We start from the raw sequence: 16,376 nt of genomic DNA, 5'->3' as shown, positions 1-16,376 counted from the left end.
GGAGCGGTGTCACGTGAAGCGGTCCTTGGCGTCACCCAGCTTGTCCTGGGCACGCTCCTTGGCCTCGGCGCCCTTCTGCTGGCCGCGCTCCTTGGCGCCGCCCTGGGAGCCCTTCTCGCCCTTGCCCTTGCCGGCCTTCTCCTTGGCCTGCTGCTTCATCTGTTCGGCCTTGTCCTTGAACTGGTCCGAAACGCCCATGGTCGTCCCTCCTCAGGGTGATCGGGGATGGGCCCCGATCAGCCTGACACGACCTCGCGTTCTTCGCATGTTGGGCCATTTCGCCCAGCTCGCGCCCCCAGCCCGTGACCGCCCAGCGCGTGGCCCTGACCGCACGGTCCGGAACCCGCGCCCCGAGCCCCGCGTACGCCGGGGCCCGCGTCAGGCGCGCGGCGGCAGCGGCGGGCGGCTGCGGTCCGGTACGCCGGAGTAGTCGGGCGGCTCAGCGGCGGGGTGCCGCTCCAGCAGGTCGAGCGCCGTGCGCACGGCGACGGCCAGTTGCGGGTGCTTGCCCTCGGCCCAGTGCAGCGGCGAGCGCAACGCCTCGATGTCCGGCTCCACGCCGTGGTTCTCCACGCCCCAGCCGTACGCGTCGAACCAGGCCGCGTTCATCGGCACGGTGATCGTCGTGCCGTCCACAAGGCGGTGCCGGCCCGTCATCCCGACGACCCCGCCCCAGGTGCGCAGGCCCACCACGGGCCCGAGGCCCAGCAGCCGGAACGCGGCGGTGATCATGTCGCCGTCGGACGAGGTCATCTCGTCGGCCACGGCCACCACGGGCCCGCGCGGCGCGTCGCTGGCGTAACTCACCGGCTGGGCATTGCGGGTGAGGTCCCAGCCCAGGATGGTGCGGGTCAGCTTCTCCACCACCAGTTCGCTGATGTTGCCGCCCGCGTTGCCGCGTACGTCCACGATCAGCGCGGGCCGGGACATCTCCATCCGCACGTCCCGGTTGAACTGGGCCCAGCCCGAGCCGCCCATGTCCGGGATGTGCAGGTAGCCGCACTTGCCGCCGCTCAGCTCGCGCACCACCTCGCGCCGCTTGGCCACCCAGTGCTGGTAGCGCAGCGGCCGTTCGTCGACCAGCGGCACGATCGCGACCCGGCGCGGCGGCCCGGCGCCCTCGGCGGGGCTGAACGTCAGCTCCACCGTGGTCCCGCCGGCCGCCGCGAGCAGCGGCGCCGGCCCGGCCACCGGGTCCACCGGCCGCCCGTCCACATGGGTGAGCGTGGCGCCCTCGCGGATGCCCGAACCGGCCAGCGGCGAGCGGGCCTTGGAGTCGGACGAGTCGCCCGGCAGGATGCGCGAGACCACCCAGGAGCCGTCCTTGGCGTGCGTGAAGTCGGCGCCGAGCAGCCCGATGGCCCGCTGGTAGTGCGGCGGCCCCTCGTTGCGCCGCGACGGCGAGACGTACGCGTGCGAGGTGCCCAGCTCGCCGAGCACCTCGCGCAGCAGGTCGGCGAACTCGTCGGGCGAGGCGACGCGTTCGAGCAGTGGCCGGTACTGCTCCAGGATCGCGTCCCAGTCCACGCCGCCGAGCCCCGGCTCCCAGAAGTAGGCGCGGATCAACCGGCCCGCCTCCGCGTACGCCTGCCGCCACTCGGCCGGCGGGTCGACGTCGTGCAGGATGCGTCGCAGGTCCATGTGGACGGTGGTGTCCGCGTCCGCGAGGTCGGTCGCGGGCACCACCCGCAGGTCACCGTCGTCGTTGACGACCAGCCGCGAGCCGTCGCCGCTGACCGCGAACCAGTCGACCGAGCTGGTGAGTTCACTGCGCCGCGCCTTGGCCAGGTCGAAGTGTTCCAGCGTGGGCCGGCCGGAGGTGTCGGCCGGGTTGGCGAACGTCTCGCCGAGCGCGCCGGAGATCGGCCAGCGCAGCCACACCAGGCCGCCGCCGCTGACCGGACGCAGCGCGGAGTACTTGGACGCGGCGACCGGGAACACGGTCACCCGGCTGGCCAGCCCCTCCACCTCCACCAGCACCTTGCTGTCCAGGTCGCCGGCGGTCACCCCCGGGTCGAGCCCGCCGGCGGCCGGGCGGCCCTCGGGTGAGAGCGCGAACGGCGAGGGCGTCGCCGAGGACAGCGGCACCAGGTACGGGCGGCAGCCCAGCGGGAAGGAGAGGTCCCCGGTGTGCACGTCGTAGACCGGGTCGAAGCCGCGCCAGGACAGGAAGGCCAGGTACCGCCCGTCGCGCGTGAACACGGGCTGCTCGTCCTCGAACCGCCCGTCGGTGACGTCCACGATGGCCCGCCCGAGGGTGCCGGTGGGGCGCAGCCGGGCGATCTTGATCTTCCGCAGCGAGCGCCCGATGTGCGGGTGCGACCAGGCCAGCCACGCCGAGTCGGGCGAGAAGGCCAGGTCCCGCACCGGCCCATTGGCGGACCGGGTCAGCTCGCTGACCTCCGGCGCGTCCGGCCCCTCCGGGCCCGCGTAGTCCGCCTCGGGCCCCACGCCCGGCAGCGGCTCGGTCATGGCCCGCGCCTCGTCCTCCGGGCGGGGCGCCGCGTCCACCAGCAGCAACCGCCCGTCGTGGGTGGCCACGGCCAGCCACTCGCCGTCGGGCGAGGCGACCAGTTCGTGCACCCGGCCGAGCTGCCCGGCCGCCAGCCGGCGCGGCCGGGACGGGCCGGTGGCCCGCGGGAGCTGCGTGATCTCGATCGCGTCGGCGCCCTCCGCGTCGGTCACGTACGCCACCCGCCCGGTCGGCCCGAGCATCTCCGGCAGCCGCACCCGCACCCCCGGCGTGTCGGCGATGGTGCGCGCCGGCCCGTCGCGGTGGGTGAGCCAGTACAGGCTGCCGCGCACGCCCACCGCGCTGGCCCGACCGGTCTCGTCCACGGCCAGCGAGCGCAGGTGGGCCGCGGCCGGCACCTGGTACGTGCGCCGCCCGGCGCGCGGCCCGCCGAGCCGCACCGGCACCCTGCGCGGCACGCCCGTCGGGCTCAGGTCGTCCGCCAGCCACAGGTCGCCGGCGCACTGGTAGACCACGCGGGAGCCGTCGGTGGCGGCGTGCCGGGCGTAGAAGTCCGCGTGGTCGGTGTGGCGCCGCAGGTCGGAGCCGTCGGGCAGGCAGGAGTAGAGGTTGCCGACGCCCTCGTGGTCGGAGAGGAAGGCGATCCGCCCGGCGACGAACATCGGGCTGTCCAGGTGCCCGACCACGTCCGGCACCAGCCGGGTGCCGTGCAGCCACAGCCGGCCCATCGCCCCGCCCCGGTACCGCTTCCAGGAGGCCGGCTCGTGCGGCGGCTTGCCGGTCAACAGCAGCGTGCACCGGTTGTCCGGGCCCTCACCGGCCAGCTCCTCGCCGCCCAGCTCGACCCCGGCGAGGTCGGCGGCGTCCAGGTCCGCGACGGCGATGTGGGAGACCGGGCCCCACGGCAGCCGCCCGCCCGGGCTGCCGTCGGTGGGCAGGCTGTAGGCCCAGGAGTAGTACGAGAACGGCTGGCCGTGCGAGGAGACGGCCAGGATGTCCGAGCGCTGGTCCCGGTCCGGCGGCGTCCAGCCGCACACCCGCGTGTCGGTGCTGCCCCAGTAGGTGAGCCGCCGGGCCGGGCCGCCCTCGACCGGGGCCAGGTAGATCTCCGGGTCCAGACTGCGCCAACTGGTGTACGCGATCCGCGTGCCGTCGGGTGAGAAGCGCGGGTGGCCCACCCGGGTGCGATCGACGGTCAACCTCCAGGCCCGCTCCGGCGTCCTGTCAGGAGCGGTGAGGGGCGCGACCCACAGGTCGTCCTCGGCCGCGAAGCAGAGCAAGTCCCCGTGCAGATGCGGAAAGCGGACATAGGCGTCGTCGCTGGCGGTCACCCGTCCATGCTTTCGGTCCCCGGGGCGCGCGGCAACTTGGTCGGGCGCACTTCACGCGTGCGAGGTGTTTTACCCGCGCATGGTTGCGTTGTGATGCAGAACACGAGCGAAACGTCATCGTTTCGTTGACGGCCGACGTATGCTGAGCGAGTACGAAACCGTTTCGTTCGGATGGGGGTGGACTCATGCAGGTCGCAGAAGCCAAGACCACGTCGCGGCGCAGCAGGCTGACCCCCGAGCGGGCGGGTGAGCTGTACGCCGCCGTCATCGACCTGCTCCGCGAGGTGGGTTACGAGGCGCTGACGATGGACGCCGTCGCCGCTCGCACGCGAGCCAGCAAGGCCACGCTCTACCGCCAGTGGAGAGGCAAGCCGGAGCTGGTGGCCACCGCACTGCGGTCGCTCAAGCCGGTCGCGCTCGAAAAGATCGACACCGGTTCGCTCCGGGGGGATCTGCGCGAGATGGTGCGTTGCGGAGAGCACAACGCGGAGCGTGACGCGGACCTGCTACGTGGGCTCGCCCACGCGGCGCACGACAATCCAGACCTACAACAGGCGCTTCGGGAGCTGCTCATCGCCCCCGAACTCACCGCCCTCGAAAAGCTGCTGACCCGTGCCGTCGCCCGGGGGGAGATCGCCGCGGGAACGCCCGCCATGCACTTCGTGCCGCACATGATGACCGGGGCCTTCGTGGCCCGCCCGCTGATCGACGCCGCGCACGCGGACGACGCCTTCCTCTACGAGTACATCGACGCCGTGATCCTCCCCGCTCTCGGCGCCGACCCTGACGTCACCGCAAGCCTGGCCGTCACCTAGATTCGGTTTCACCCGAACGTCCCCATCCCAGCGCGCCGCTCTCGTCGCTGGGCTGGTCCAGCACGTCCCTGCCACTCCACTCACTCGACGGGAGCACCCCTTCTCGTGGCCACCTTCCTATACAAGCTCGGCCGATTCGCCTTCAGGCGACGCCGGCTCGTCGCCTTGTTCTGGGTAGCGCTCTTGGCGGTCGCCATCGCCGGTTCCGTTGCCGCCCCCAAGCCGAGCAACGAAAGCTTCTCCGTACCCGGCACGGAGGCGCAAGAAGCCTTCGACCTGATGGAGAAGCGCTCGCCCGAGTCCAGCGCCGACGGCGCCAGCGCCCGCATCGTCTTCCGTGCGCCCAGCAACGAGAAGATCACCGACCCGGAGAACAAGAAGGAAGTTCTCAAGGTCATCGCGGACGTCAAGAAGAGCTCCGACGAACTGAGTCGCATCGGCGACCCGTTCAAGGAGGGCACCGTCAGCAAGGACGGCACCACCGCCTTCACCACGGCCACCTACAAGGTCACCTCGATGGAGCTCGAGGACTCGACCAAGGACGGCCTGAAGGAAGCGGTGGTCGAGTACGACGACAAGGGCGGCAAGAACCCGACCGTCGAGATCGGCGGCGACGCGCTGGAGGCCATGCCCGAGCAGGGCGCGACCGAGATCATCGGTATCGCCGTCTCCGCGGTGGTCCTCGTCATCACCTTCGGTTCGCTGGTGGCCGCCGGGCTCCCGCTGCTGACCGCCCTGATCGGCGTCGGCATCGGCATCTCCTCGATCACCGCGCTGGCCAACGTGCTCAACCTGGGCACCACCACCTCCACGCTGGCCATGATGATCGGCCTCGCGGTCGGCATCGACTACGCGCTGTTCATCGTCTCCCGGTACCGGGCCGAACTGGCCGAGGGCAGGGAGCGCGAGGAGGCGGCCGGACGCGCCGTCGGCACCGCCGGCTCCGCGGTCGTCTTCGCCGGTCTGACCGTCATCATCGCGTTGGTCGGCCTCGCGGTCGTCAACATCCCGGTGCTCAGCAAGATGGGCTTCGCGGCGGCCGGCACCGTGGCCATCGCCGTCCTCATCGCCATCAGCATGATCCCGGCGCTGCTCGGCTTCGCCGGAAAGCGGATCTACGGCCGCAAGGCCCGCAAGAAGAGCGAGAACGGCATCCCGCCGGTCTCGGACAAGCCCAAGATGGGCACCCGCTGGGCGCACTTCGTGCTCCGGCGCCCGGTGGCCGTGCTGCTCCTCGGCGTGGTCGCGCTCGGCGCTGCGGCGGCCCCGGTCGGCAAGCTGGAACTCGGCCTGCCGGACGACGGCGCGCAGCCGACGAGCACCACCCAGCGCAAGGCGTACGACCTGGTGTCCGAGGGCTTCGGCGCCGGCTTCAACGGCCCGCTCATGGTGATCGTGGACGCGGCCAAGGCCAAGGACGGCCAGGCGGCCGCCAAGAGCGTCGCCGAGGGCATCAAGAAGCTGGACGACGTCGCCAGCGTCACCGAGCCCGCGTTCAACAAGGCCGGCGACACCGCGACGGTCACCGTCGTCCCGGACTCCAAGCCGAGCAGCCTGGAGACCGAGGACCTGGTCGCCAACATCCGCGACAAGGCGGACGGCTGGCAGGGTGAGACCGGGGCCAGGGTCCTGGTCACCGGCACCACGGCGATGAACATCGACATCTCGGCGAAGCTGAACGACGCGCTGGTGCCCTACCTCGCGCTCGTGGTGGGCCTGGCCTTCCTGCTGCTGATGATCGTCTTCCGCTCCGTCCTGGTTCCGCTCAAGGCGGCGCTCGGCTTCCTGCTCTCCGTCGTCGCGGCGCTCGGCGCCGTGGTCGCGGTCTTCCAGTGGGGCTGGCTGTCGGGCCTGTTCGGTGTCGAGCAGACCGGCCCGGTGATGAGCATGATGCCGATCTTCATGATCGGCGTGGTCTTCGGTCTCGCGATGGACTACGAGGTCTTCCTCGTGACCCGTATGCGCGAGGCGTACGTCCACGGCGAGAGCCCCGAGCAGGCCGTGGTGACCGGCTTCACGCACGGCGCCCGCGTGGTGACGGCCGCGGCCGTCATCATGATCAGCGTCTTCGCGGGCTTCATCGGCTCGCACGACCAGATGGTCAAGATGATCGGCTTCGGTCTCGCGATCGCGGTGCTGTTCGACGCCTTCATCGTCCGCATGGCCATCGTCCCGGCGGTGCTCGGGCTGCTCGGCAAGAGCGCCTGGTGGCTGCCCGCTTGGCTGAACAAGATTCTGCCGAACGTGGACGTGGAGGGCGAGAAGCTGCACAAGGAGCTGGGCGACCCGACCCAGGCGCAGCAGGACTCCGACCCGGACGCACGACTGACCCGGGTGTGAGCACGGGTCCGCGCGGTCCCTGTCGGGCCCGCGCGGACCGACCCGGCCGCCGCCGGCCGAGCCACTCGGCCCCGGCGGTCCCCGGTGGCCAGCGACCACCGACGAGACGCCCGGGAACGCGGGAGGGCAGCGATCCTCCCGCCGACCGGGCAGTGCCTGCCCGTGGGGACGGGGACAGGCACGCGTAGTGAGAACGGCGGCGGCTCCCTGGGGCAGGGGGTCGCCGTCGGCGTTCTCCGCGTCCCCGCGTACCGGGTCCGGGGCCGCGCGGCCGGGCCCGTCGCCGTCCTTCGCCGGTACTCTCCGCCGGCCCCCGCCGGGCCCGTCCCGCTTTGGGTGGCTTCGCGGTGGCGTGGCGGCGATTCGGGCAGGCCGGGACCCGGCATAAGACGGCCACGGGACGCATTGCACCATGGAGGGTGCACAGCGCGGCGAAACGGAACGTGGGAGTAGACAACAGTGGTGGACGTCCAGGGCACGGTGGCGCCCGGTTTCGAACCGGTCCGGGACGCGTTCGCGGCCAACTTCGCGCAGCGCGGCGAGCGGGGGGCCGCGGTGACCGTCTACCGGGACGGCACCAAGGTCGTGGACCTGTGGGGCGGCGTCCGTGACGCCGACGCCCCGACCACCGCACGGAAGGCCACCGCACGGAAGGCCGACGCGCGGGAGGCCGCGGGCCCCGAGGGCTCGGCCGAGCCGGAGCGCGCGGCGTCCTGGGAGGCCGGGACGGCGCAGGTCGTCCGCTCGGCGACCAAGGGTGTGGCCGCGGCGGTCCCGCTGCTGCTGCACCAGCGCGGGCTGGTGGACCTGGACGCCCCGGTGGGCACGTACTGGCCGGAGTTCAAGGCGAACGGCAAGGAGCGCGTCCTCGTACGGCACCTGCTCTCGCACCGGGCCGGGTTGCCCGTCCTCGACACGCCGCTCAGCCCGGCCGAGGCGCTGGACGGGGATAGCGGGCCGCGCGCGTTGGCCGCGCAGGCGCCGCAGTGGGCGCCGGGCACGGCGCACGGGTACCACGCGCACACCTACGGCTGGCTCGTCGGCGAGTTGGTGCGCCGCGTCACCGGCCGCACGCTCGGCACCTGGGTGGCCGAGGAGATAGCCGGCCCGCTCGGGCTCGACCTGTGGATAGGACTGCCGGACGCCGAACGGCACCGGGTGGGCCGCATCGCCGCGATCGAGGCGCCCCAGCCGCCGGCCTCGCGGGGTCTGCGGGTGCGGGCGAAGCAGACCGTGGCCGACGCGTACCGGGACCCGGCGTCCCTGACCCGGCGGGCCTTCGGCGTGATCGACCCGCTGCCGGACGAGAACGACCCGGCCTACCGCGCCGCCGAACTCCCCGCCTCCGGCGCCGTGGCCACCGCCCGCGCCCTGGCCCGCTTCTACGCCGCCCTCATCGGCGACGTCGCCCCTGACCCGGGCCACGGCACGGTGCCCGGCGGGGTGGAGGCGGCGCCCGCCGGGGGAGCGGGGACGCTGCCCGGCGCCCGGCGGCTGTTCGCGCCGGCGACGCTGACCCTGGCCCGTACGGAGGAGTCGGCGGGCCCGGACGAGGTGTTGGTCGTCCACACGCGCTTCGGGCTCGGCTACATGTTGCACGGCTCGGCGGCGCCGCTGCTGGCGCCCGGCTCGTTCGGCCACCCGGGCCGGGGCGGTTCGCTGGCCTTCGCCGACCCGGAGTCGGGCATCGCGTTCGGCTACGTCACCAACGGCATGCAGAAGAACGTGACGGCCGACCCGCGCGCCCAGGCGCTGGCCCGCGCCGTCCACCGCAGCCTGGCCTGACCGGCCCCGGTCCGCACCAGTGCGTACGGGCCGCCCTCCACGCCATCCCTTACGCCGGACGCGATCCGCCGCTTACCCTGCCGGGACCAGATGATCAACGGCGGAAGGGCGGCACCTGATGCGGCGGTTCGAGGGGTACGGCGTACTGATCACCGGCGCGGGCCGTGGCATCGGCGCGACGACGGCCCGCAGGTTCGCCGACGAGGGCGCGAGCGTGCTCGTCACCGACCTCGACGGGGCGCGCGCGGAGGAGGTCGCGGAGGAGATCCGGGCGGCGGGCGGAGTGGCCCACGGCCTCGCGTGTGACGTGGGGGACCGGGCGGCCGTGGAGGCCGCGGTGCGGCAGGCCGTCGAACGGTTCGGCGCGCTCGACGTGCTGGTCAACAACGCCCTGTCGTGCAACCCGGACACCGAACTCTTCGAGGACCAGGGCGACGAGGAGTGGGAGCGCGACCTCGACATCACGCTGACCGGCGCGTTCCGGTGCGCGCGTGCCGCGCTCCCGGAGCTGGCCAAGGCGGGTGGCCGGGGCGCGATCGTCAGCGTCGGATCGGTCAACGGCGAACAGGACTTCGGCAACCACGCCTACAGCGCCGCCAAGGCCGGGCTGGCCAGCCTGACCCGCACGCTGGCCGGCCACGCGGCGCCGCGCGGCGTACGGGTCAACCTGGTCGCGCCCGGCACGGTGCGTACGCCGGTGTGGGAGGGCCGTGACGAGTCGCTGCGGCGGGCGAGCGCGGAGTATCCGCTGGGCCGCGTGGGCGAGCCGGCGGACATCGCGGCGGCGATCACGTTCCTCGCCTCCAGCGACGCGGCGTGGATCACCGGGGTGACGTTGCCGGTTGACGGCGGGTTGCTGGTCAGCAATGTCGCCTTGCGGCGGGCTTTGTCGGGGGAGTAGTCGCCTCGCGGCGGGCGGGGTGGCTTCTCGGTGCGGAGGCGTTCAGCCGTACTCCCTGACGTACCGGCGGATCAGGTCGAGTGAGTCCGCCGGCGTCAGGGCTTGCGCGCGCACCACGTCGAATCTGTGCAAGTGGTCAACGACCTGCCGTGGGGCCGAGATGACCTCGCCAGCGCCGTAGCTCTCCAGCAGGGCCGTTGTCGTTCCGTTCTCCAGCGTCAGCAGGGTGAGGCTGCCGCCCATCAGCGGATGGAACGGCTCGGTGAAGGGCAGGATCTGGATTTTCACGTGAGGCCTCGCCGCGACGTCGAGCAGGTGCTGTAGCTGGTCAACCATGATGCGGCGATCGGCGGACAGCCGTCTCAAGGCCGCCTCATCCATGATCGCCCAATACTGTGGTGGGTCGGCGCTTTCGAGTCGGTCCTGCCTCCGCATTCGAAATTCCAGGATCTCCTCCAGGGCTGGTAAGTCCGTCCTCGCGAGCCCGAGTGAGTACGCCGCTCTGGCGTAGTCCCTGGTCTGCAACAGGCCGGGTACCAGGCTGCTGGAGAAGACCTGAATGCGAATGCTTTTGGCTTCCAGGGGAAAGCAGTCGCGACTCTGCTTCGACACCAGGGAGTCCTGGGCGACGGCGAGCAAATCGTCGAACAGCCCGCCCGTCGAGAAATAGCCGTCCAACGCGTTCGCCAGCGCATCGGACGGCAGTTGTTCATGGCGCTCGACGCGGCTGATGTACGAGTGCGGATAGTGCAGCTTCTCCGCCAGCGCGCGGAGGGAGAGACCCGCGTTCTCGCGCATCCGTCTGAGATGCCGCCCCGGCAGTGTGCGTGCCGTGGTCTTGGTGCTCTCCCTGAGCAAGCCGTGGAGTTTCATCCCGCATGCCTTTCTCGTGCGCGCGTGACCCGTGGTCGCCAGGTACCAGGCCGCCGGTTGTGAGCGTAGCCCTCGCGGGGCAACCCTGTGAGGAATCGATCACCATCTGTCACCGCGTTCGGAGTTCGTGTCGTCATGCGTCAACTCCGCTTCGTGGCAGGACGTTGCGAGCCGTCGTGAGGAACGAGCACCGCTCATGAATCGCCAGCACACGCTGACCCTGCGGGTCTACCGCCAACGCCCCGGCGAACAGCCGGTTCCGGTCGCCCCGACCACCACCGTTCACGTCGACCCCGACACCGTCACCCCCGGGGAACTTGAGGCCAAGTACCTCTCCACCGCCTGGGGGCCCTGCCGCTGCCCCCGGCACCGTGTGGGGGGCTCCGGTGAGTGACGCGACCGAGCCCGTCGACGTACCACCCGGCGCAGACGGCGAGTCCGGGCTTTCGGCGGGATACACGCGCGCCCTGCGCTACGTACTCACCGGCGAGCACGAAATTCACACCGTGGCCGGTGTTGTGCTGAGGTTCTTTCTCGCCGATGGCGGGCGGAACGGGCTGGAGGACGGCTGGCGGGCCGTAACTGACCGGGAGTTCCAGTTCGCGTACGAGAACTCGCTGTTCGACATGGAGGCGGCGAAGAGGAAAGAGATCCGACCCAATACGCGGTACGTGCAACTCACCCTGGACGCCCTCGCCGGGGCCGGTGCGTACTTCTGGTCGGACGGGTACGGGGCGGCGGGGGTCATGACGGCGAACGGGAAGACGCCCGAGGAGTGCGGGTTCCGGGTGCCGGAGGCGCGGGGGCGGTCGGGCCGCGGGGGTGGCGCGTGAGGGGGCGCATCGGTTGCGGGTGGTGCTGGTGGTGTGGAAGCCGCGTAACGCGGACGACCCGTCCGACGTCACGACGGCCGGCTGGCCGCACGTGCTCCAGGTGCAACTGGCCCGTGATCGGGAGGTCTGGGAGCCGCCGGGCGTCGTCGTGCGGCCCGGGGAGCGGGTGGTGTCGGCCGCGGCGCGGGTCGCGGGCGCGGTGGGGATCGGGCTGCCGAACCTGCACCGGGTGTTGGCCGTTGACGAGCGGCCGGCGGTGGGCGGGGCGCCGGCCGAGTTGGTACTCCTGGTGGACGGTGGGTGGTGCACGGACGCCGACGTGGTCGAGGTACCCAACTGCCTCTGCGCGCACGAGCGCGGGTGCCGGCACCGGCGGCGGTGGGCGGCGGCCGAGGTGGCGTGCGCGGATGACGCGGCGCTGGCGGTGGGGCTCGGGGCGGCGGTCGGGATGGCCCCGGCGTTCGTCGTCGCACGGGAGGACGGGGGTGAGGCGTTGGGCGTGGCGTACCCTCGGCCGTCCGGCCGCTGACCTGCGCGTCCGCGCGTCCGGTGTGGACCCCCCTACGGTGCCGGGGCACAATCGGTGCTCCGCGTGGGACACATGAGGCAGTGCGAGGGGGAACGGTGCGGATGGTTGTCGGAGCGGCCGAAGGACAGCGGGGGCCCAGGCCACCCGCCGCAGCGGTGGCCGGCGTCGGACGGGGGCGGTAACCGTGGAGGTCATGCCCGACCCGGCCGTGTCCCGCGCCGTACTCATCGGCACCACCGGCAACGCCGAGATCGCGCCGTTGCCCGCCGTGGCGGCCAACCTCGTCGCGCTCGCCGACGTCCTCACCTCGGACCGCTCCTGGGACCTGGCCCGCGAGCACTGCGCGGTACTGGCCGAACCCGTGACCTCCGACGCCGTCGCCGCCGTGCGCACCGCCGCCGCCGAGGCCACCGACGTCCTGCTGGTTTACGTGGCCGGGCGCTGCCGTATCGACCCGGCGAGCGGCGAGTTGGTCTTCGCCCCGGCCGCCCCGGCGCCAGGGCGGTCGGCCACGGGGCTCGACTACGCGACGCTGCGCCAGGCCGTGTTGTCCGGGCGCGCGCGGCGCCGGGTGGTGCTGCTCGACTGCTGCCTGACCGAACCGGTGCCGGGCTCGCCGTCCGACCCGGCGGCTGGGTCGGCGTCCGGTTCGGCGTCCACCACCGCTCCGTCCGACGCGCGGGGCGGGGCCGTCGCGGTGGCAGACGCGGCCCAGCTCGCCGACGGCTACGTGCTGGCCGCCGCGACCGGCGACCTCGACGCGTACGCCTCGGAGGAGGACCAACACACGTCCTTCACCGGTGAGTTGCTGCGGATGGCGGCGGACGGCATGGCGTACGGGCCCGAGGCGCTGCGGCTCGACATGGTGTACGAGCACAGCCGCGCGAGCCTGGCGGGCCGGGAGCGGGCGCTGCCCGAGCGCCGCGACCTGAGCGGCGCGGCCGAGGCGGGCCGGGTGGCGTTCGTCCGCAACGCGGCCTCGACCGGGGCCGCGCCCTTCGGAGCGACGACCCTACTCCGGGCCATGCCGCCGGCCGCGCCGCCGGCGTCGACGCCGACCGTGACGCTGGGCACGGCGGGCGACCCGGCCGGCCCCGAGGCAGGACCCGACGCCCGGCCCGTGCCGGACACTGCCGCGGCATCGCCCGTGGACGCCGTACCCGAGGACGCGCCGCCACCCGCCGATGCCGTACCCCGGGACGCGCCACCTGCGGACGCGCCCCCGTCCACGAACCCGGCGGCCCCGTCTGCCGCGCCGGCGCAACCCGGCGCGTTCGGGGCGCCTCCGCCCGCCTTCGGCGCCGCCCCGCCGCCGTTCGACGCGACCTCACCACCGTCCTTCGGCGCCGCGCCGGGACAGCAGCCCGCCGCGCACCCCGGCCAGCCGCCGGCCGCACCGGCCGGGCCAGCCGGCCCGCACGCCGCTCCACCGCCACCCGCGCAACCGGGAGCGCAGCCAGGCCCGCAGCCAGGCCCGCAACCGGGTGCGCAACCCGCCCCGTACGGCGCGCCGCCCGCCCCGTACCCCGGATCGCTGCCGGCGCCGCCCCCGCCCTTCGGGCCGCAGTCGGGCGCCCCGGGCGCGCCACCGGCGCAGGCCGCGCCGTCCGCCGTCGGCGCCGGGGCGGGGTTCGCGCCGCCGCCGCGCGCGGACGGGACCGACGGGCCGTGGTGGCGGCAACGGCGGGTGCGGTACGGCGCGCTGGCGGTGGCCCTCGCCGTGGTCGCCGGGGCGGTGATCACCGTCGTGTGGCCGGAGGACAAGGGGAGTAAGGACGCTCCGACGGACCGGCCCAAGGCCAGCCAGAGCGCGAGCGGGAACCCGGGCGCCGAGGGCGACAAGCCCGGTGGCGGGCCCGGCGTCGCCGCGTACGACGCCGCGACCAAGGGCGTCGTCAACCCGTCGAAGCGGCAGGGCGGCACCCTCAAGTTCGTCTCGACGATGGACGCCGACTCCTGGGACCCGCAGCGCGGTTACTACGGGTTCACGTGGAACTTCTCCCGCTTCTACGCCCGCCAACTCCTCACCTACGCCACCGAGCCGGGCGCCGGCCCCGCGCGCCTGGTGCCGGACCTCGCGACCGGGCGGGCCCGGGTGGGGGACGGCGGCAAGACGTACACGTACACGCTGCGCCCCGGGGCCACCTGGGAGGACGGCACGCCGGTGACCTCCAAGGACGTCAAGTACGGCATCGAGCGGACCTGGGCCGCCGACGTGATCAGCGGCGGGCCCTCCTACCTGCGCGAGGTGCTCGACCCCAAGAGCGACTACCCGGGCCCGTACAAGGACAAGGCGAAGGACAAGCTGGGGCTGCGCGCGATCCAGACGCCGAACGACCGGACGATCACCTTCAAACTGCCCCGGCCCTACCGGGACTTCGAGCACCTGCTCGCGATGCCCTCCGCATCGCCGGTGCCACGGGCGAAGGACACCCGGGCCACGTACGCGCAGCGGCCGTTCTCCTCGGGCCCGTACAAGTTCGACGCGTACCAGCCGGGCAAGTCGCTGACCCTGGTGCGCAACGAGCGGTGGCAGCGGTCCTCCGACCCGGTGCGCACCGCGCTGCCGGACCGGATCAGCGTCGACATCGTGGTCTCGCCCACCACGCGGGACCAGGAGCTGCGCGCGGGCCGCTACGACCTGGACATCAGCGCCTTCGGCGTCGACGCCAGCCAGCGCGTGCGGTTGCTGGACGACGCGAAGACGAAGGCCCAGGTGGACAACCCGCACACCGGGATCGTCCGCTACGCGGCGCTGGCCTCCAACGTCGCCCCGTTCAACGACGTGCACTGCCGCAGGGCGGTCTTCTACGCGACGGACAAGCGGTCCGTGCGGGCGGCCACCGGAGACCCGCGGGTGGGCGACGAACTCGCCCCGCACCTGCTGCCGCCGGGCGTCTCGGGCAGCGAGCCGGACTACGACCCGTACGGCACCAAGCGCTCGGGTGGCGCGCCGGACCTGGAGCGGGCGCGGCAGGAGTTGAAGGAGTGCGGCAAGCCGACCGGCTTCCGTACCACCGTGGCCGTCTCGGACGGGCCGCAGGAGGTGGCGGTCGCGGAGGCGATCAAGGCGTCGCTGGCGCGGGTGGGGATCTCGGTGAAGGTCGAGCAACTGCCGTTCGCCGAGTTCGCCACGGCGATCGGCAAGCCCGACCAGGTCAAGCGCAAGGGGTACGGCATCAGCCTCAGGCGGTGGAGCGCCGACTACCCAACCGGGCGCGGCATGCTGGAGCCGCTGGCCGACGGGCGGCGGATCACCCCGCAGGGCAACCTCAACGTCGCCCTCCTCAGGGACAAGGCGCTCGACAAGCTCTTCGACACCTCCCGCGCCAACCAGGACCAGGGGCGGGCCGAGAGCGACGACCAGCGGATCAACCACAAGGTCTCCGACGCGGCCGCCTACCTGCCGCTGACCTTCGAGAAGGCGCTGACCTGGCGCAACCCACGGCTGACGAACGTCACGACGACCAGCGCGTACGGGGGCGGCTACGACTTCGTCTCGCTCGGCGTGCTGCGGTAGCCGGCGGCCCGCCGGCCGGTGCGGCCGGTGCGGCCGGGTTCGGGCGGGGGCCGGCGGGGTCGGGCGGGGGTTCGGGCGGGCCCGGTGGTGGTCCGGCTCGGCCCCGCCCGGCTCAGCCGGCGTAGAGCATCAGGCCGATGCCCGCGACCATCAGGCCGGCGGCGGCGATACGGGCCGTGCCGAAGCGCTCCTTGAGGAACAGCGCGCCGATCGCGGCGCCCACGATGATGCTGGACTCGCGCAGCGCGGCGATCGGCGCGAGCGGCGCCCTGGTCTGCGCCCACAGCACGAGCCCGTACGCGAAGACCGACAGCACCCCGCCACACAGGCCACGCACCGCCACCGGCCTGAGCTGGCCGACGAGCATGCGACGCCGGGTGGCCAGCGCGTACGCCGGAATGGCGATGCCCTCCAGGATCATCAGCCAGCCGATGTAGCCGAGCGAGGTACCGGAGGCGCGCACGCCCACGCCGTCCACGACGGTGTACGCGGCGATCGACAGGCCCGTGGCCACGGCGGCGGCCAGCGCCGCCCAGTGCGGCCGGCCACCGGAGCCACGGATGCCCCACAGGGCCAGGCCCACCAGACCGGCCGAGGCGAGGACGACGCCCGCCGTCTGCCAGCCGCCCGGTCTCTCGTGCACGAAGACCGCGGCGAGCACGGTCACCACCAGCGGCGCCGTACCGCGCGCGATCGGGTACATCTGCCCGAAGTCGCCGAGCCGGAACGAGCGCATCAGCAGCGCCTGGTAGAGCACGTGGATCACGGCGGAGGCCACGAGGTACGGCCAGGCCCCAGCGGCCGGCACGGGCGCCCACACGGCGATGCCGAGCCCGCACACCAGGCCGCCGCCGGAGACCAGCGTGAAGGCGAGGAGCTGGTCCCTGATGCCGTGCGCGATGGCGTTCCAACTCGCGTGCGTGACGGCCGCGACCAGGACGGCCGCCGCGACGAGCGGCGTCACCCGGACGCCCGG

Annotated in this window: 12 protein-coding genes; 8 read left to right on the top strand and 4 right to left on the bottom strand. The window is 73.2% G+C overall.

What is annotated here, in order from left to right; genetic code table 11:
- Window positions 1–9: 9 nt before the first annotated feature.
- Complete coding sequence (locus tag OYE22_RS11885; protein ID WP_176163665.1) at window positions 10–198, bottom strand: hypothetical protein; 189 nt, start codon at window positions 196–198, stop codon at window positions 10–12.
- A 180-nt stretch (window positions 199–378) separates the two neighbouring features.
- Complete coding sequence (locus OYE22_RS11880) at window positions 379–3,804, bottom strand: S41 family peptidase (RefSeq protein WP_277320389.1); 3,426 nt, start codon at window positions 3,802–3,804, stop codon at window positions 379–381.
- 185 nt (window positions 3,805–3,989) lie between these two features.
- Here OYE22_RS11880 and OYE22_RS11875 point away from each other — a divergent pair, with 185 nt between their 5' ends.
- The 4 genes from OYE22_RS11875 to OYE22_RS11860 all read left to right on the top strand — a co-directional run bounded on the left by OYE22_RS11875 (window position 3,990) and on the right by OYE22_RS11860 (window position 9,645).
- Window positions 3,990–4,619 carry a TetR/AcrR family transcriptional regulator gene (locus OYE22_RS11875; RefSeq protein ID WP_277320388.1) on the top strand — a complete coding sequence of 210 codons (630 nt, stop codon included), beginning with the start codon at window positions 3,990–3,992 and terminating at the stop codon, window positions 4,617–4,619.
- A gap of 105 nt (window positions 4,620–4,724) precedes the next feature.
- Window positions 4,725–6,959, top strand: a complete 2,235-nt coding sequence (locus OYE22_RS11870) for an MMPL family transporter (protein ID WP_277320387.1) — start codon at window positions 4,725–4,727, stop codon at window positions 6,957–6,959.
- A gap of 459 nt (window positions 6,960–7,418) precedes the next feature.
- Complete coding sequence (locus OYE22_RS11865) at window positions 7,419–8,744, top strand: serine hydrolase domain-containing protein (protein WP_277320386.1); 1,326 nt, start codon at window positions 7,419–7,421, stop codon at window positions 8,742–8,744.
- A gap of 118 nt (window positions 8,745–8,862) precedes the next feature.
- Window positions 8,863–9,645, top strand: a complete 783-nt coding sequence (locus OYE22_RS11860; RefSeq protein WP_277320385.1) for an SDR family NAD(P)-dependent oxidoreductase — start codon at window positions 8,863–8,865, stop codon at window positions 9,643–9,645.
- 42 nt (window positions 9,646–9,687) lie between these two features.
- Here OYE22_RS11860 and OYE22_RS11855 read toward each other — a convergent pair whose 3' ends face one another.
- Window positions 9,688–10,503, bottom strand: coding sequence for a helix-turn-helix transcriptional regulator (locus tag OYE22_RS11855; RefSeq protein ID WP_277320384.1), 816 nt, complete (start codon window positions 10,501–10,503; stop codon window positions 9,688–9,690).
- Between the two features lie 211 nt (window positions 10,504–10,714).
- Between OYE22_RS11855 and OYE22_RS11850 the strand changes: the two genes are divergently transcribed.
- The 4 genes from OYE22_RS11850 to OYE22_RS11835 all read left to right on the top strand — a co-directional run bounded on the left by OYE22_RS11850 (window position 10,715) and on the right by OYE22_RS11835 (window position 15,400).
- The gene (locus OYE22_RS11850) at window positions 10,715–10,912 is read left to right on the top strand and encodes a hypothetical protein (RefSeq protein WP_277320383.1); all 198 of its coding nucleotides are present in this window, start codon (window positions 10,715–10,717) and stop codon (window positions 10,910–10,912) included.
- Complete coding sequence (locus OYE22_RS11845; RefSeq protein WP_277320382.1) at window positions 10,905–11,351, top strand: hypothetical protein; 447 nt, start codon at window positions 10,905–10,907, stop codon at window positions 11,349–11,351. The genes OYE22_RS11850 and OYE22_RS11845 overlap by 8 nt, the downstream gene beginning before the upstream one ends.
- 31 nt (window positions 11,352–11,382) lie before the next feature.
- Complete coding sequence (locus tag OYE22_RS11840) at window positions 11,383–11,880, top strand: hypothetical protein (protein WP_277320381.1); 498 nt, start codon at window positions 11,383–11,385, stop codon at window positions 11,878–11,880.
- Window positions 11,881–12,073: 193 nt separating this feature from the next.
- A complete protein-coding gene (locus OYE22_RS11835) occupies window positions 12,074–15,400 on the top strand; it encodes an ABC transporter substrate-binding protein (protein WP_277320380.1) in 3,327 nt (1,108 codons plus the stop codon).
- Between the two features lie 112 nt (window positions 15,401–15,512).
- On the opposite strand, the gene OYE22_RS11830 is transcribed toward OYE22_RS11835, so the two are convergent.
- A complete protein-coding gene (locus OYE22_RS11830) occupies window positions 15,513–16,364 on the bottom strand; it encodes a DMT family transporter (protein ID WP_277320379.1) in 852 nt (283 codons plus the stop codon).
- Window positions 16,365–16,376: the final 12 nt, after the last annotated feature.

This window comes from Streptomyces sp. 71268 (assembly GCF_029392895.1).
GTDB lineage: Bacteria > Actinomycetota > Actinomycetes > Streptomycetales > Streptomycetaceae > Streptomyces.
Note: the sequence above shows the minus strand (reverse complement) of the source record. Positions and strands in the feature narration are given on the sequence as shown.

Excerpts from the sequence above, each read along its gene's own strand:
- OYE22_RS11850 (WP_277320383.1), top strand. The coding sequence starts at position 10,715 with ATGAATCGCCAGCACACGCTGACCCTGCGGGTCTACCGCCAACGCCCC.
- OYE22_RS11860 (WP_277320385.1), top strand. The coding sequence starts at position 8,863 with ATGCGGCGGTTCGAGGGGTACGGCGTACTGATCACCGGCGCGGGCCGT.
- OYE22_RS11875 (WP_277320388.1), top strand. The coding sequence starts at position 3,990 with ATGCAGGTCGCAGAAGCCAAGACCACGTCGCGGCGCAGCAGGCTGACC.
- OYE22_RS11835 (WP_277320380.1), top strand. The coding sequence starts at position 12,074 with ATGCCCGACCCGGCCGTGTCCCGCGCCGTACTCATCGGCACCACCGGC.
- OYE22_RS11885 (WP_176163665.1), bottom strand. The coding sequence starts at position 198 with ATGGGCGTTTCGGACCAGTTCAAGGACAAGGCCGAACAGATGAAGCAG.